Annotated in this window: 17 protein-coding genes and 1 riboswitch; of the genes, 8 read left to right on the top strand and 9 right to left on the bottom strand. The window is 69.3% G+C overall.

The window, feature by feature from the left end:
* Positions 1 to 17: 17 nt before the first annotated feature.
* Positions 18 to 1,190, top strand: coding sequence for an acyl-CoA dehydrogenase family protein (locus BOX37_RS02050; protein ID WP_071925965.1), 1,173 nt, complete (start codon positions 18 to 20; stop codon positions 1,188 to 1,190).
* 49 nt (positions 1,191 to 1,239) lie between these two features.
* Positions 1,240 to 2,043: an enoyl-CoA hydratase/isomerase family protein gene (locus tag BOX37_RS02045; protein WP_071925964.1), complete on the top strand. Its 804-nt coding sequence runs from the start codon at positions 1,240 to 1,242 to the stop codon at positions 2,041 to 2,043.
* Positions 2,044 to 2,046: 3 nt separating this feature from the next.
* On the opposite strand, the gene BOX37_RS02040 is transcribed toward BOX37_RS02045, so the two are convergent.
* The 6 genes from BOX37_RS02040 to carD form a co-directional block, all read right to left on the bottom strand.
* Positions 2,047 to 2,325 carry a DUF4190 domain-containing protein gene (locus BOX37_RS02040; RefSeq protein WP_071925963.1) on the bottom strand — a complete coding sequence of 93 codons (279 nt, stop codon included), beginning with the start codon at positions 2,323 to 2,325 and terminating at the stop codon, positions 2,047 to 2,049.
* 206 nt (positions 2,326 to 2,531) lie between these two features.
* A complete protein-coding gene (gene rlmB, locus BOX37_RS02035) occupies positions 2,532 to 3,515 on the bottom strand; it encodes a 23S rRNA (guanosine(2251)-2'-O)-methyltransferase RlmB (RefSeq protein ID WP_071925962.1) in 984 nt (327 codons plus the stop codon).
* Positions 3,515 to 4,918, bottom strand: a complete 1,404-nt coding sequence (gene cysS, locus BOX37_RS02030; RefSeq protein ID WP_071925961.1) for a cysteine--tRNA ligase — start codon at positions 4,916 to 4,918, stop codon at positions 3,515 to 3,517. Before cysS ends, rlmB begins: the two co-directional genes overlap by 1 nt.
* A gap of 131 nt (positions 4,919 to 5,049) precedes the next feature.
* Positions 5,050 to 5,517 carry a 2-C-methyl-D-erythritol 2,4-cyclodiphosphate synthase gene (ispF, locus tag BOX37_RS02025; RefSeq protein WP_071925960.1) on the bottom strand — a complete coding sequence of 156 codons (468 nt, stop codon included), beginning with the start codon at positions 5,515 to 5,517 and terminating at the stop codon, positions 5,050 to 5,052.
* The gene (gene ispD, locus BOX37_RS02020) at positions 5,514 to 6,254 is read right to left on the bottom strand and encodes a 2-C-methyl-D-erythritol 4-phosphate cytidylyltransferase (protein ID WP_071925959.1); all 741 of its coding nucleotides are present in this window, start codon (positions 6,252 to 6,254) and stop codon (positions 5,514 to 5,516) included. Before ispD ends, ispF begins: the two co-directional genes overlap by 4 nt.
* Before the next feature lies 1 nt (position 6,255).
* Entirely contained in the window at positions 6,256 to 6,744 is a 489-nt protein-coding gene (carD, locus tag BOX37_RS02015) for an RNA polymerase-binding transcription factor CarD (protein WP_019044685.1), read from the bottom strand.
* A gap of 353 nt (positions 6,745 to 7,097) precedes the next feature.
* Between carD and BOX37_RS02010 the strand changes: the two genes are divergently transcribed.
* Positions 7,098 to 7,784 carry a copper chaperone PCu(A)C domain-containing protein gene (locus tag BOX37_RS02010; protein WP_338039839.1) on the top strand — a complete coding sequence of 229 codons (687 nt, stop codon included), beginning with the start codon at positions 7,098 to 7,100 and terminating at the stop codon, positions 7,782 to 7,784.
* A 79-nt stretch (positions 7,785 to 7,863) separates the two neighbouring features.
* On the top strand, positions 7,864 to 9,264 hold the full coding sequence (gene radA / locus BOX37_RS02005) for a DNA repair protein RadA (RefSeq protein ID WP_071925958.1): 1,401 nt from the start codon (positions 7,864 to 7,866) through the stop codon (positions 9,262 to 9,264).
* A 333-nt stretch (positions 9,265 to 9,597) separates the two neighbouring features.
* On the opposite strand, the gene BOX37_RS02000 is transcribed toward radA, so the two are convergent.
* The gene (locus tag BOX37_RS02000; RefSeq protein ID WP_071925957.1) at positions 9,598 to 10,269 is read right to left on the bottom strand and encodes a hypothetical protein; all 672 of its coding nucleotides are present in this window, start codon (positions 10,267 to 10,269) and stop codon (positions 9,598 to 9,600) included.
* 81 nt (positions 10,270 to 10,350) lie between these two features.
* Positions 10,351 to 10,974 carry a carbonic anhydrase gene (locus BOX37_RS01995; protein WP_071931111.1) on the bottom strand — a complete coding sequence of 208 codons (624 nt, stop codon included), beginning with the start codon at positions 10,972 to 10,974 and terminating at the stop codon, positions 10,351 to 10,353.
* Positions 10,975 to 11,064: 90 nt separating this feature from the next.
* Between BOX37_RS01995 and BOX37_RS01990 the strand changes: the two genes are divergently transcribed.
* Positions 11,065 to 11,940 carry an HhH-GPD family protein gene (locus BOX37_RS01990; RefSeq protein WP_071925956.1) on the top strand — a complete coding sequence of 292 codons (876 nt, stop codon included), beginning with the start codon at positions 11,065 to 11,067 and terminating at the stop codon, positions 11,938 to 11,940.
* A 13-nt stretch (positions 11,941 to 11,953) separates the two neighbouring features.
* Here the strand turns inward: BOX37_RS01990 and BOX37_RS01985 are convergent, their stop codons facing one another.
* A complete protein-coding gene (locus BOX37_RS01985; RefSeq protein WP_071925955.1) occupies positions 11,954 to 12,697 on the bottom strand; it encodes an alpha/beta fold hydrolase in 744 nt (247 codons plus the stop codon).
* A gap of 110 nt (positions 12,698 to 12,807) precedes the next feature.
* On the opposite strand from BOX37_RS01985, the gene BOX37_RS01980 reads away from it, so the two are divergent.
* The 3 genes from BOX37_RS01980 (at position 12,808) to BOX37_RS01970 (ending at position 14,327) form a co-directional block, all read left to right on the top strand.
* Positions 12,808 to 13,131: an antibiotic biosynthesis monooxygenase family protein gene (locus tag BOX37_RS01980; RefSeq protein ID WP_071925954.1), complete on the top strand. Its 324-nt coding sequence runs from the start codon at positions 12,808 to 12,810 to the stop codon at positions 13,129 to 13,131.
* A 37-nt stretch (positions 13,132 to 13,168) separates the two neighbouring features.
* A riboswitch (cobalamin riboswitch) is annotated at positions 13,169 to 13,321 on the top strand.
* A 32-nt stretch (positions 13,322 to 13,353) separates the two neighbouring features.
* Positions 13,354 to 13,554 carry a CbtB domain-containing protein gene (locus tag BOX37_RS01975; protein ID WP_071925953.1) on the top strand — a complete coding sequence of 67 codons (201 nt, stop codon included), beginning with the start codon at positions 13,354 to 13,356 and terminating at the stop codon, positions 13,552 to 13,554.
* Positions 13,545 to 14,327 (top strand): CbtA family protein, encoded by a 783-nt coding sequence (locus tag BOX37_RS01970; RefSeq protein WP_071925952.1) that lies wholly within the window; start codon positions 13,545 to 13,547, stop codon positions 14,325 to 14,327. The genes BOX37_RS01975 and BOX37_RS01970 overlap by 10 nt, the downstream gene beginning before the upstream one ends.
* Positions 14,328 to 14,334: the final 7 nt, after the last annotated feature.

Below are 14,334 nucleotides of genomic sequence, written 5' to 3'. Positions count from 1 at the left end.
CGCGCACAATGCAACCCATGATCGATTTCTCCGTGCCCGACGATCTCGCGGCGCTGCGCGATCGGGTCCGCCACTTCGTCACCGAGCAGATCGTGCCGTTCGAGCGCGATCCCCGGCTCACCGCACACGGGCCGACCGACGACCTGCGCGCCGAACTCGTCGAACTGGCCCGCGCCGAGAAGTTGCTGACCGTACAGGCACCCGTGGAATACGGCGGTCTCGGGCTCAGCCATCTCGAGCAGGCGCTGGTCTACGAGGCCGCGGGCTGGTCGACGCTGGGGCCGGTCGCGATGAACTGCGCCGCGCCCGACGAAGGCAACATGTTCCTGCTCGGCAAGATCGCCGACCCGGACCAGGTCGATCAGTACCTGATGCCGGTGATCCGTGGCGAACAGCGCTCGGTGTTCGCCATGACCGAACCCGGTGGGGCGGGTTCGGATCCCGGCCAGCTCAGCACCGAAGCCGTGTTCGACGGTGAGAACTTCGTGCTCAACGGACGCAAGTGGCTGATCACCGGTGCCGACGGCGCCAAGACGTGGATCATCATGGCCCTGCTGGCCGAGAACCCGCACCTGCCCGCCGGGCCGACGCTGTTCCTCACCGAGGGTGACGCGGCGGGCATCGTGATCGAGCGGCTCATGAACACGATGGACCGCAACTACGTCGGCGGGCACGCGGTGGTGCGCTTCGACAACCTCACCCTGCCCGCCTCGGCCGTGCTCGGCCGCACCGGGCAGGCCCTGCGCTACGCCCAGCTGCGGCTGGCACCGGCACGGCTCACGCACTGTATGCGCTGGCTCGGTGCCGCCGAACGGGCGCAGAGCATCGCCATCGACTACGCGCGCACGCGCACCGCCTTCGGCAAGCCGATCGGCGAGCACGAGGGCGTGTCGTTCATGCTCGCCGACAACGAGGTGGCGCTGCACCAGTGCCGGCTGACCATCTGGCACAGCTGCTGGCTGATGGACCAGGGGCACCAGGCCAGGCACGAATCGTCGATGGCCAAGTCGTACGTCTCCGAGGAGCTGTTCAAGGTCACCGATCGCTGCGTGCAGGTCCTCGGCGGGATCGGGATCAGCGACGAGACCGTGGTCGAGATGCTGTTCCGGGACATGCGCGCGTTCCGCCTCTACGACGGGCCGACCGAGGTGCACAAGTACGCCATCGGCCGCCATCTGCTCCGCGAATGACCGCTCCACCTCCGAGGCCGACCGGTCGCCGCTAGTACCATTCGGACCCATGAGTTCGGAACTGCTCGTCGACGTCTCCGCCGGAGTCGCCGTGCTGACACTCAACCGTCCCGCCCAGCAGAACGCCGTCACCCCGACGATGGCCGCCGAACTCAGCGCCGCGCTCCGCCGATGCGACGCCGAGGACGCGATCCGCGCCGTCGTCATCACCGGCACCGCGCCCGCGTTCTGCGCGGGCGCCGACCTGTCCGCACGGGCGGGCGAGGTGAGTGCCACCCTCGACCCGCCGCCGTGGCAGGTGCGCAAACCGGTGATCGCCGCCGTCAACGGCCACGCCGTCGGAATCGGCTTGGCGCTGGCCCTGCAGTGCGATCTGCGGTACTTCGCCCGCGACGCGGTGTACGGGCTCAGTCAGGTGCGCCGCGGCGTGCTGGCCGACGGCTACGCGCACTGGACGGTGCCGCGGCTGGCCGGGCTGGCCAATGCCGCCGACATCATGCTCACCGGCCGCACCTTCGACGGTGACGAGGCCAAGTCGATGGGGCTGGCCAATGCCAGCCTGCCCGCCGCCGAGGTACTGACGACCGCGCTGGCCGTGGCCCAGGACATCGCCGGCGGACCCGCGCCGCTGCCGGTCGCGCTCACCAAGCGACTGCTCTGGGAGGGTCTCGGGATGACCCCGGCCGTCGTCGGGCAGCTCGAGTCCGAGCTCAATGCGCACGTCGCCAAGAGTGTCGACGGCGGCGAGGCGATGGCCGCGTTCCGCGAACGCCGTCAGCCGAGCTGGACCGGCAGCATCAGCGCCGAGTGGCCCGCCTGGGACGCGCCCGGCGAGCCACCACGGCTGGACTGACGCTCAGAAGTTCCCGTTGCACGAACCGAGCAGGTACAGCAGGGCCATCAGCAGCATCAGGATGCTGCCGATGATCCCCGCCACATAGCCGATCAGCACCTGCGGCCGACCGCTGAGCCTGCCGTAGGACCCGTCGATATCGTTGAGCGCCCGCTTGCCGAGCGCCCAGGCGATCGGGCCGAGGATCCCGCAGCAGAACGGGCTGATCAACCCGAGCACGAGGATCATGTTGGCTTGCGGGTGCTCGACCGTCTCGCCGATCGGCTGATTGGGAATGGCCACGGCTTCGAATTCTACTGTGTCGGAGGGCACCTGACGCCGTACCGCGCCTACGCAGTATGGCCCAGCTCCACACCCGCGCCCTTCGAGGCCGCCGCGACCCGAGCACGCCAACACTTCCCATCACACCCAACCCCGCACCCGCGACACCGAGGAGCGGCGGCCGACGAAGTCGGCCGGTCGCGCGCCAGCGCTCCAAAAAACACAGCTCAGAGAATACGCCGCTGGCGCGCGATCTCGGCGAGGACGACACCGGCGGCGACCGAGGCATTGAGGGACTCGACCGGACCGGCCATCGGGATGCCGAGGATCGAGTCGCAGTTCTCCCGCACCAGGCGCGAGAGACCCTTGCCCTCGGAGCCGACCACGACCACCGTCGGGACGCTGGCGTCGAACTCGTCGAGGGTGGTGTCGCCGCCCGCGTCGAGGCCGACGATCTGGAAGCCCTGGGCGGCCCAGTCCTTGAGCGTGCGGGTCAGGTTGGTCGCCCTGGCGACGGGCAGCCGCGCGGCCGCACCGGCGCTGGTGCGCCAGGCCACCGCGGTGACGCTGGCACTGCGACGCTGCGGGATCACCACGCCCTGGCCGCCGAACGCGGCGACCGAGCGGATGACGGCGCCGAGGTTGCGCGGGTCGGAGATGTTGTCGAGGGCGACGACGAGGCCGGGTTCGCCCGAGGTCTTCACCTTGTCCATCAGGTCGTCGGGATGGGCGTAGCGGTACGGCGGCACCTGCAGGGCGACGCCCTGGTGCATCCCGTTGGCGCTCAACCGATCCAGATCGGTACGCGGCACCTCGAGGATGGAGATGCCGAGGTCGGCGGCGCGCTGCACGCTCTCGGAAAGCCGGTCGTCGTTCTCGGTGCCGACCGCGACGTAGAGGGCGGTCGCCGGGACCTCGGCGCGCAGACACTCGAGCACCGGGTTGCGGCCGAGCACCAACTCGGGCCCCTCGTCGGACTTGCGCCCCGCACGCGGCACCCCGGACTTACCGGTCGGACGGCCCTGTGCCGCTTTGGCTTTGGCGGCGGCCGCGGCTCGCTTGGCGGCCGGATGCTTGGTGCGCTCCACGGCGGGCGGGGTCGCGCCCCTGCCCTCCAGCCCCCGGCGGCGCTTGCCACCGGTGCCCACGACGGCACCCTTCTTGGTACCGCCCTTCCGAACCGCTCCGCGTCGCTGTGAATTGCCTGCCATCAGTTCGCCTTTCCGCTAGCCGCGCCCAGCGACCATTCCGGCCCCTGCGGGGTATCGGTGACCTCGATACCCGCGGTGATGAGCCGATCCCGTGCGGCATCGGCTTCTGCCCAGTTCTTCTCCGCTCGCGCGCCCGCCCGGCGGTCCAGCTCGGAGCGGACCAGGACGTCGAGCGCGTCGAGCGCCGCCGAGTTGTCGGCGGCGGTGTACCAGTGTTGGTCGAGCGGGTCGACGCCGAGGATGCCGAGCATCGCGCGCACCTGGCCCGCCAGCTCGACCGCGGTCTCGAGCGCACCGGCCTCCAGCGCGCGGTTGCCCTCGTGCACCACGTGGTGGATCTCGGCCAGCGCCTTCGGGACCGCCAGATCGTCGTCGAGCGCGGCGGCGAAGGCGTCGGTCCATTTCCCGATCGGCACCTCACCCGCGCGATCGAGCACCCGGTGCACGAAGGCCTCGACGCGCTGATACGAGGCGACCGCGTCGTCGAGCGCCTTGTCGGAGTATTCGAGCATCGACCGGTAATGCGCGCTGCCCAGATAGAAACGCAATTCCACCGGGCGGACCCGGGTGAGCACATTCGGTACCGAGAGCACATTGCCGAGCGACTTCGACATTTTCTCCCCGCCCATCGTCACCCAGCCGTTGTGCAACCAGTAACGGGCGAAACCGTCACCGGCCGCCTTGGACTGAGCGATCTCGTTCTCGTGGTGCGGGAAAACCAGATCCATTCCACCGCAATGGATATCGAATTCCGGTCCGAGATAGAACTCGGCCATCGCCGAGCATTCCAGGTGCCAGCCGGGGCGGCCGGGGCCCCACGGTGACGGCCAGCTCGGTTCACCCGGTTTGGCCGCTTTCCACAGCGTGAAATCGCGCGGATCGCGTTTTCCGCGGGTGGGCGCTTCGCCCTGGTGCACGTCGTCGAGCCGGTGGCCGGACAGTTCGCCGTAATTCGGCCAGCTGAGCACGTCGAAATAGACGTCACCATCGCAGGCGTAGGCGTGCCCACGCTCGATCAGCCGTTCCATCAGCCCGACCATCTGGGTGATGTGGCCGGTGGCGCGCGGCTCGGCCGAGGGCGGCAGCACACCGAGCGTCGCGTAGGCGGCGTCGAAGGCGCGCTCGTGCGTCGCCGCCCACTCCCACCAGGGCCTACCCGCCTCGGCGGCCTTGATGAGGATCTTGTCGTCGATGTCGGTGACATTGCGGATGAACAGCACGTCGTAATCGTGCGCGAGCAGCCAGCGACGCAGCACGTCGAAGGCGACGCCACTGCGCACATGACCGATATGGGGCTGGCCCTGCACGGTGGCCCCACACAGATACGCCGAGGCACGGCCGGGGACCAGCGGGGTGAATTCCCGCAGGGTCCGCGTGTCGGTGTCAAAAAGGCGCAAGGTCACGGCATTCGATCCTAGTCGGTGGGATGAGAGTGGGGTTGACCGGCTGGTTCATGACTCGCCGCGACGGCGGCGATGGTGTATGAAGCGGCGTGGGGTGCGATGGCGCGGTGGAACGTCGAAGCCCGTTCGGGCTACGAACACGCTGTGAGCAGACAGGTGGCGATGGCCGCGATGCCCTCGCCGCGACCGGTCAGGCCCAGTCCGTCGGTGGTGGTACCCGATACCGAGACGGGCGCGTCGAGCAGTTCGCCGAGCACTTTCTGCGCCTCGGCACGGCGCGGGCCGATCTTCGGGCGATTGCCGATGACCTGCACCGCGGCGTTGACGACGGTGAAACCCTCCTCGGCCAGCAGCCTGCGGACCTCGGTGAGCATGGCCGAACCGGTGACCCCGGCCCACTCGGGACGGCCGACGCCGAAGACGGCGCCGACATCGCCCAGGCCGGCCGCCGAGAGCAGCGCGTCGCACAGGGCGTGGGCGGCGACATCACCGTCGGAGTGCCCGGCGCAGCCATCGGCATCGGGGAACAGCAGACCGGCCATCCAGCAGGGACGGCCCTGCTCGATGGGGTGCACATCGCTGCCGATGCCGACTCTCATCGGGCGACCGCCTGTTCGGATCGGGCGCTCGGTGCCCGCTGGGCGGCATCGTCGGCGAGCAACGCCTCGGCCAGGCGCAGGTCGAGCGGGGTGGTGATCTTGAAGGCCAGCGGGTCGCCGGGGACTGTGCGCACGGCGACGCCGAGGCGTTCGACCAGGCCCGCGTCGTCGGTGGCGCCGACCTCGGTGGTGTAGGCGCGACGCAGCAGCTCGGCGGCGAAGCCCTGGGGTGTCTGGATGGCGCGCAAGTGGGCGCGATCGGGGGTGCCGGTGACGATGCCCGCGTCGTCGACCGCTTTGACGGTGTCGACGACGGGCAGCGCGGGCACGACGGCGCGACCACCCGCGCGCAGCTCGGCGGCCACCCGTGCGATCAGCTCCGGCGGAGTGAGCGCGCGTGCGGCGTCGTGCACGAGATAGGCCTCGGCGTCGGGCGCGGCGGCGATTCCGGCGCGCACCGAATCGGTGCGCTCGGCACCGCCGACAACGACCTGCACCGGCACAGGGGGCATCGAACCGCCGGGCAGTGATGTGGTGGACAGCAGTGCGGTCGCGGCGTCGAGGAGCTCGGCGGGGACGACCACGACGACGCGGTGCACCGCACCGGACGCGATCAGCCCCTCGACAGCCAGCTTGACCATAGGTATGCCGCCGACCGGGACGAACGCCTTCGGGGTGGGTTCACCCAGGCGCACGCCGCGACCGGCGGCAGGGACCAGTGCTACGACAGGTCGCACTCTAGGAAGCCGCGGCGAGGACCTCGTCGAGCAGCGATTCGGCCTTGCCGTCGTCGGTGCCCTCGGCGAGCGCGAGCTCGCCGACGAGGATCTGACGAGCCTTGGCAAGCATCCGCTTCTCACCGGCGGACAGCCCGCGATCCTGCTCACGACGCCACAGATCACGCACGACCTCGGCCACCTTGTTCACATCGCCGGAGGCGAGTTTCTCGAGGTTGGCCTTGTAACGGCGGGACCAGTTGGTCGGCTCCTCCGTGTGTGGCGCGCGCAGCACCTGGAAGACGCGGTCGAGACCTTCTTGGCCGACGACGTCACGGACGCCGACATATTCGGCGTTCTCCGCGGGAACCCGAACGGTCAGGTCGCCTTGCGCAACCTTCAGGACCAGATACTCTTTCTGCACACCCTTGATGGTGCGGGTCTCGATTGCTTCGATCAGCGCCGCTCCGTGGTGGGGGTAAACGACGGTGTCTCCGACCTTAAAAATCATGTGTCCCGTGCCCCTTTCGATGTTCACAGTTTAACATGCGACTCGATAACGGCGCGATCAACTGTGCAGGTCAGGGCCACAACGAGGCCATCGTAGGGGTTGACAAGAAAGAATCGGTGTGCATTGCGTTGCGCCAGAACGGGTTAACGACCAGCACAGGGACCGGATAGCGGGAGCGTACCGCCCGGCACCGATCGGGCAACTCCGCTCCGGACACCGAACTGTTACTTCCGCGCCCGCGCGTCGCGAGCCCCGCCGCCACGCGCGCGAAGCGAACTACTACGCTGCCTAGTTACTACCCTCCGATCCGCCGTGTGGAACGGAGTGAGCCCGGTCGACATGGAGGACAAACCGTGACTGCCCTGAAAGCTGTGACCGCCCCGTCGGCGCGACGTCGCATGGTGACGGTTGCCGCGCTCGCCGCTGCCGCGGGCCTCGCCTTGACCGGCTGCAGCGCCGGTCAGCACACCCAGACCTCGTCGCAGGCGGCCGCCATCAACGGCAACAACGCCGACATCGGCGACATCGCCCTGCGCAACGTGTTCATCGTGTACCCGGAGGCCACCGCCGAGCACGACAAGGGTGGCAAGGCGGTGCTCGCGCTGTCGATCGTCAACAACAGCGAGACGGTCACCGATGAGCTGACCAGCATCAGCACCGATCTGGGTCAGGTCAGCATCACCGGCCCCACGGGTGACACCACGTTCGTGCTCGCTCCGCAGCAGACCGTGGTCGCGGCTCCGGGCACGACCGAGTCGGGAGCTGACGGCGCCACCTCGGCCGCACCGACCACGACCGCCGCACCGACCACGACGACCGACGGTGACACCCCGTCCATCGACCCGGAGGCCGACCCGGCCACCATCGAGATCACCGGCCTGACCGAGGCCATCTCCCCCGGTCTGACCTACAACGTCACCTTCAACTTCAAGGACGCGGGCACCGTGCAGGTGTCGGTCCCGGTCGACGCCGCCGAGGTCGAGCGCATCGAGAACGAGAAGTCCGGTCCCGCGCCCGAGGGCAGCGGCGGCGGGCACTGAGTCAGCCGAATCGAGCAGCCGTCGCGGTCCACCGCGGCGGCTGCTCCTTTTTGTCGGGACGGGTCCGTAGGGTGCGCGTGTGGCCAAGTCCAAAGCAGTCTTCCGTTGCTCCGCGTGCTCGCACGAGGTGTCCAAATGGGTGGGTAAGTGCCCGGATTGCGGTGCCTGGGGCACGGTGAACGAGGCGGCCGTCTCGGCGGCCGCCGCGGCACCGGGACGGCGCGCCATGCTGCCGACCACCGCGGCGGCGCCGCTGTCGCAGATCGACTCCAAGGTCACCCAGGCCAGGTCGACGGGGGTCAGTGAGCTCGATCGGGTGCTCGGCGGCGGTGTGGTGCCCGGCTCGGTGGTGCTGCTCTCGGGTGAACCCGGCGTCGGCAAGTCGACGCTGTTGCTCGAGGTGGCCTTCCGGTGGGCGGCCCAGCGCGAGGCGACCGCGCTGTATGTGACCGCCGAGGAGTCCGCGGGGCAGGTGCGGCTGCGCGCCGACCGAACCGGGGCGGTGCACGACCGGGTGTATCTGGCGGCCGAATCGGATCTGTCGATCGTGCTCGGACATGTGGAACAGGTGCGCCCGACACTGCTGGTGGTCGACTCGGTGCAGACCATGCTGGCGCCCGAGGTGGACGGGGTGATCGGCGGTGTCACCCAGGTGCGCGCGGTGACGGCGGCGTTGACCTCGCTGGCCAAGGCCACCGGGATCGCGGTGCTGCTGGTCGGCCATGTCACCAAGGACGGCAATGTGGCCGGGCCGCGCACGCTCGAGCACCTGGTGGACGTGGTGCTGCAGTTCGAGGGCGACAAGAACTCCTCGCTGCGGATGGTCCGCGGCATCAAGAACCGGTTCGGCAGCGCCGACGAAGTGGGCTGTTTCGAACTGCACGAGGACGGCATCGCCTGTGTCGACGATCCGTCCGGGCTGTTCCTGCACCACCGCACCGATACCGTGCCCGGCACGGCGGTGACGGTGGCGATGGACGGTAAACGCCCGCTCGTCGCCGAGGTGCAGGGGCTGACCGTCAAGACCGAGATCCCGCAGCCGCGTCGGGCGGTGAGCGGTCTTGACTACAACCGCGTGGCGATGGTGCTGGCGGTGCTGCAGAGCCGGGGACGGGTGTTTCTCGGCAAGCACGACGTGTACGCCGCCACGGTCGGCGGGATGCGTCTGCTCGAACCGACCGCCGATCTGGCCATCGCGCTCGCCATCGCCTCCGCCGAGGCCGACATCGCGCTGCCCGCGGGCTGGGTGATCCTCGGCGAGGTGGGTCTGGCCGGTGAGGTTCGCAAGGTCACCGGGCTCACCAGGCGCCTGGCCGAGGCCGAGAGACTGGGTTTCACCACCGCGCTCGTCCCGCCCGGCTCGGAGAAGACCAAGATCGGCTCGATGCGTATCCACGAGGTGAGCGACCTGCGTTCCGCGCTACGCCTGGCCGAACTCCGCAAATCTCGCGCACCCCGCGAACCGGTCGGCGTGGAATAGCCGCGGCAAACCCCGAATTCCGCGCTGTCACGCCATTTCCGCGCCAATAGCCATTGACACCCGGCCCCATCCTGCGAACTCTGCAAATCCACCGAACCTGAACATGTGACCTACGGCGCACCCGGACAATGCGCGCGCACCCGGTCAGCAACCGTCACGAGGTCGGATACCTCGAGTCCGCCATGACCGCACTCCCAGCGCACCCGGCACCACCTGAGTCCGCCATGACCGCACTCCCAGCCCCGCACCCGCGACCCCGAGGAGCGGCGGCCGACGAAGTCGGCCGGTCGCGGCCGGGCCAGGGGCCGCGACTCGAGCGCGCCAGCGCTCCAACTATTCCGCCAGGTTGAAAGGCTCCGCGGCGCTGCGGATGGCGCCGAGTTGAGCGACCACCATGTAGGCGCCCGCGGGGACCGGGAGTCGGTCGCCGGCGCATTCGGGCTGCGAGGTAGTGCCGAACCAGGTGCCCTTGTACGACAGCTGCTCACCGGCGTCGAGCGTCTTCATCTCCGGCGGACCGGCGGGATTGCAGTCCTCGCTCGCCCACAACCGGCGCTGGCCGTCGAGGGTGTAGACGAGGAACTGCGGGCCCGCGCCGAGATCGCGGGCGCAGGGCGTGGCGGAGATGTTGGTGATGACCGTGCCGAAGCTGGGCTGGTCACCCACCCGATAGGTGGGCTGGCCAATGGTCACCTTCAACGCCAGCGACTGATCGGTACACGGCTCTGCCGGTGGTCCGTCGGGATCGGTGGTCGGTGTGGCCGACTCACTCGGTGTCGCCGAGGCACTGGCCTCGCTCGTACTGCTCGACGCCGACGACGTGGTGGCGGTCGTGGACGACGACGTCGTCGCGGCGGCCTCGGGGTCGCCGGAGGAGTCGCCACCGCGCGCGACCAGCGTGACGAGCCAGATCACCAGTGCGAGCGCGACGACGATGACGCCGATGGCGAGTGCCCGGCGACGCCAGTAGATCTCCGGTGGTAGCGGTCCATTCGGTTCCAGCACGCCTCAACGGTAAGCGCAGCGCGGGGACGTGCGCTCGATGACCTCGGCGTGTCGGCGTTGAACCCGACTGGTTCGTCCGGTTCAGACCACCTCGCCGATATTGCCGACCGTCCGGCGCAGGTGCACCCGCCCGTCCGCGAGCTTGTAGGTGACGCTGGCGATGGCGCACTGGCCGGTGGCCACGCGCTGGGAGATGATCATCGACCGCTGCATGAGCAGACGGCTGGTCTCCTCGACGTGGCGTGCCTCGAATTCGTCGATGGTGGTGAGCCCTTCACGGCGACCGATGAGGATCGACGGGGTGACCCGTTCGACCACGCTGCGGATGAAGCCGCCGGGGACCTCGCCGCCGTCGAGCGCATCGATGGTGGCTTTCACAGCGCCGCAGCTGTCGTGGCCGAGCACGACGATCAGCGGAACGTTGAGCACCTCGACGCCGTATTCGATCGAGCCGAGCACCGAGCTGTCGACCACATGACCCGCGGTGCGGACCACGAACATGTCGCCGAGGCCCTGGTCGAAGATCAGCTCGGCGGCGACTCGGGAGTCACCGCAGCCGAACAGGATCGCGTGGGGGTGCTGACCGCTGACGAGCTTGGCTCGGTCGGCGGCGCCCTGGCTAGGATGCAGCAGGGTGTCGTTGACGAAGCGCTCGTTGCCCTCGCGCAGCGACTTCCAGGCGCTTATCGGATTTGAACCAGGCATACCGACCATTGTGCACAGGCCGATGGTTACCAGCGAGTCCGCCGCGTTACGCGTCGGCAAAGAGAGCCTGGCTGAGGCGGAACGGAAACAGTGAGTATCGACGCGGACGTCCTCGTTGACTGGTTCACCGACACAGGGCGCGACCTGCCGTGGCGCGGCCCCGAAGCCAGCGCGTGGCACATCCTGATGAGCGAGATCATGCTGCAGCAGACTCCGGTGGTCCGGGTCGAGCCGATCTGGCGCGAGTGGGTGGCGCGCTGGCCGGTGCCCTCGGCGATGGCGGCCTCCTCGCAGGCCGAGGTGTTGCGCGCGTGGGGCAAGCTCGGCTATCCGCGACGGGCGCTGCGGTTGCACGAGTGCGCGCGGGTGCTGGCCACCGAACACGGCGACGAGGTCCCCACCGATGTCGACGTGCTGCTGAGCCTGCCCGGCATCGGCGCCTACACTGCCCGTGCGGTGGCCTGCTTCGCCTACGGTCAGCGAGTTCCCGTGGTGGACACCAATGTTCGACGGGTGGTCGCGCGGGCGGTGCACGGACGCGAGCCGGGCAATCCTGCCGCGCGCGATCTCGCCGAGACCGAGACGCTCCTGCCCACCGACGTACCGCACGCCGCGAAGTTCTCGGCGGCGTTGATGGAACTGGGCGCCCTGGTCTGCACGGCCCGCAATCCCCGCTGCGCACAGTGCCCACTGCCGAACTGCGCGTGGGTCGACGCGGGTCGTCCGGCAGCCGCGGTGGCCCGCAAGGTGCAGAAGTACGAGGGCACCGACCGCCAGGCGCGCGGACGGCTCCTCGACGTCCTGCGCGCGGCCAGCGGCCCCGTCGAGCAGATCCGCCTTGACCTGGCGTGGACCCGCGACCCCGGCCAACGCGCCCGCGCCCTCGACTCACTCCTCGTCGACGGCCTCATCGAGCAAACCGACGACGGCCTCTTCGCTCTCGCGGGCGAGGGCGGCGCGGATTGACCGAGGGCCGACGCTACGGGAGGACGCGGTTCAGAAAGCAGGTGACGTGCTCGAGGTATGCCTGGGGCTGTTCGTCGTGCACGAGGTGGCCGGCCCCCGCGATGCGCACGTACTCCGCGTCGGGATGGACCTCGGCCATGGTCCGCATCTGCCCCGGCGGGGTGATGGTGTGCTCGCCCTCGATGAGCAGGGCGGGCACCGTGAGCGACTTCCATTCGGTCCAGAAATCGCGGGTGCCCCACTCCTCGGAGATCGCGCGGAACGTGTCGACCGCGCCGTGGAGCCGGTAGCCGTCGGGGGCGCTGGTGAACGCGCGCAGGAAGTAGCGGCCCGCGACCGGGCCGAAGTAGTCGAGCATCGCCTGCTCGTCGGGGAACGGTTGAGGCCAGGAGTGGATGAGCGCGGCCCAGTGCGCGGCGGTGCGGCCGGTGAAATCGGGGGCGATGTCCTCGACGACGAGGGCACGCACCCGATCGGGGTGGGTGGCGGCGAAGACCCAACCGTGCAGCGCGCCCATCGAGTGCCCGACGATCACCATCGGTTCACCGATCTCGGCGGTGAGCTCGGCCAGATCGGCGACAAACGCCTCGGTCGTGAGCTCGGCGGGCGGGACGCGACCATGCCCGGCGGCATCGACGGTGTAGAGGTGCCCGTGCGCGCGCAGCCACGGCAACTGATCGGTCCAGGTGCGCGCGCTGCCCATCAAGCCGTGCAGGAGCAGGATCGGGGCGCCGGTGCCCCCTTCGTCGTACAACACCCTGCCGATTGTGCCGGAGAACGCGTGCTGTCCGGGTTGCTGATCTGCGTGCTCGACGCCTGTCAGGGCCGCGCGCCCCGCGCTCGAACGCGCGCAGATACTGTCGGGTCATGGCTGTTGTGAAGATCAATGCGATCGAGATTCCCGAAGGTGCCGGCCCGGAGCTGGAGAAGCGATTCGCCGCGCGTGCGCACGCGGTGGAGAACTCCCCCGGTTTCCTCGGTTTCCAGCTGCTGCGCCCGGTCGCCGGTGACAACCGGTATTTCGTGGTGACGCAGTGGGATTCCGAGGATTCCTTCGCCGCGTGGCGCGATGGTCCGGCGCGGGCGGCGCACGCCGGCAACGGTGGCGAGGGCGAGCGGCCCAAGCCGGTGTCGACCGGGGCCTCGCTGCTCGAGTTCGAGGTCGTCCTCGACGTCCCAGCCAAGGGCTGATAGCGGCGTTTCCGCTGGACACGCGCGCGGTCGTATTGACCAGACGCAGGGCGACTGTCACAGTTCGAGTGAACATACGCGAGGGTGCGCGGTAATCCGGTGTGAATCCGGAGCGGTCGCGCCACTGTCATCCACGTACCGGGTCCCCGGTGCCGGAGAGCCAGACACCGGCACCCGCGCACCACACTCGACCATGGGACGCGTATCCCTGAGGAGGACCGAATGGCCATCGCGCATTCACCCAGCCGGGACACCGGCCTCGACAACCTGGCAACCGTGCTCGTCACGGTCGGTGTCGTTCTGCTCGCTCTGCTCACGCTGTACCTGGTCGGTTTCGATCAGGGGGCCGTCTCGCGCAGCGGGATGTTCCTGCACGAGCTGATGCACGACGGACGTCATCTGCTGGGCGTCCCGTGCCACTGACCGATTCACTGAAGACCCTGCTGTTGCGCGGCCTGCTGGCCGGTCTGATCGCCGGCCTGCTGGCCGCCTCGGTGGGCTATTTCGTCGGCGAGCCCAGGATCGACGCCGCGATCGCCATCGAAGAGGCCGCCGCTCCGGCAGAGCACGGTCACGGCGAAGAAGAAGCCACCGGGGGGCACTCCCACGGCGACGAGGCGGAGGTCAGCCGGTCCGGGCAGAAGGCGGGCCAGTTCCTCGCGCTCGGTCTGGCCGGGATGGCATTCGGCGCGCTGTTCGCCCTGGCGATCAATCTCGCCCGGCGGTTCAGCACGCTCTCGGGACCACGATTGGTGTTGACCGGCGCGGTGCTCGCGTGGGCGGCGATCGTCGCGGTGCCCTTCTTCAAGTACCCGGCCAACCCACCCGCGGTGGGCGACCCGGACACCATCAACGATCGCACCTGGCTGTGGGTGGCCGCCGTCGTGCTCGGTCTGCTCGCGGTCACGGCCGGTGTCGCGGCCTACCGTGCGCTGGCGAGTCAGCTGGGCACAGTCCGGTTGATCGCGGGGGTGGCGGCGTTCGTGCTGGTCACCACGGTCGGCTACCTCGTGTTGCCCGGTGTGAACGAGGTGGCCGACGATTTTCCGGCGTCGCTGCTGTGGGAGTTCCGGGTGGCCTCGCTCGCGCAGACCGCCACACTGTGGGCGAGTCTGGGGCTGGCGTTCGCCGCGCTCACCGAATTCGCTTCTCGGCGTAGCACTCCGGTAGCAGAGCAGGTCGCTACCGCAGGGTGATCCTGAG

The organism is Nocardia mangyaensis (assembly GCF_001886715.1).
Lineage (GTDB): Bacteria > Actinomycetota > Actinomycetes > Mycobacteriales > Mycobacteriaceae > Nocardia > Nocardia mangyaensis.
Note: the sequence above shows the minus strand (reverse complement) of the source record. Positions and strands in the feature narration are given on the sequence as shown.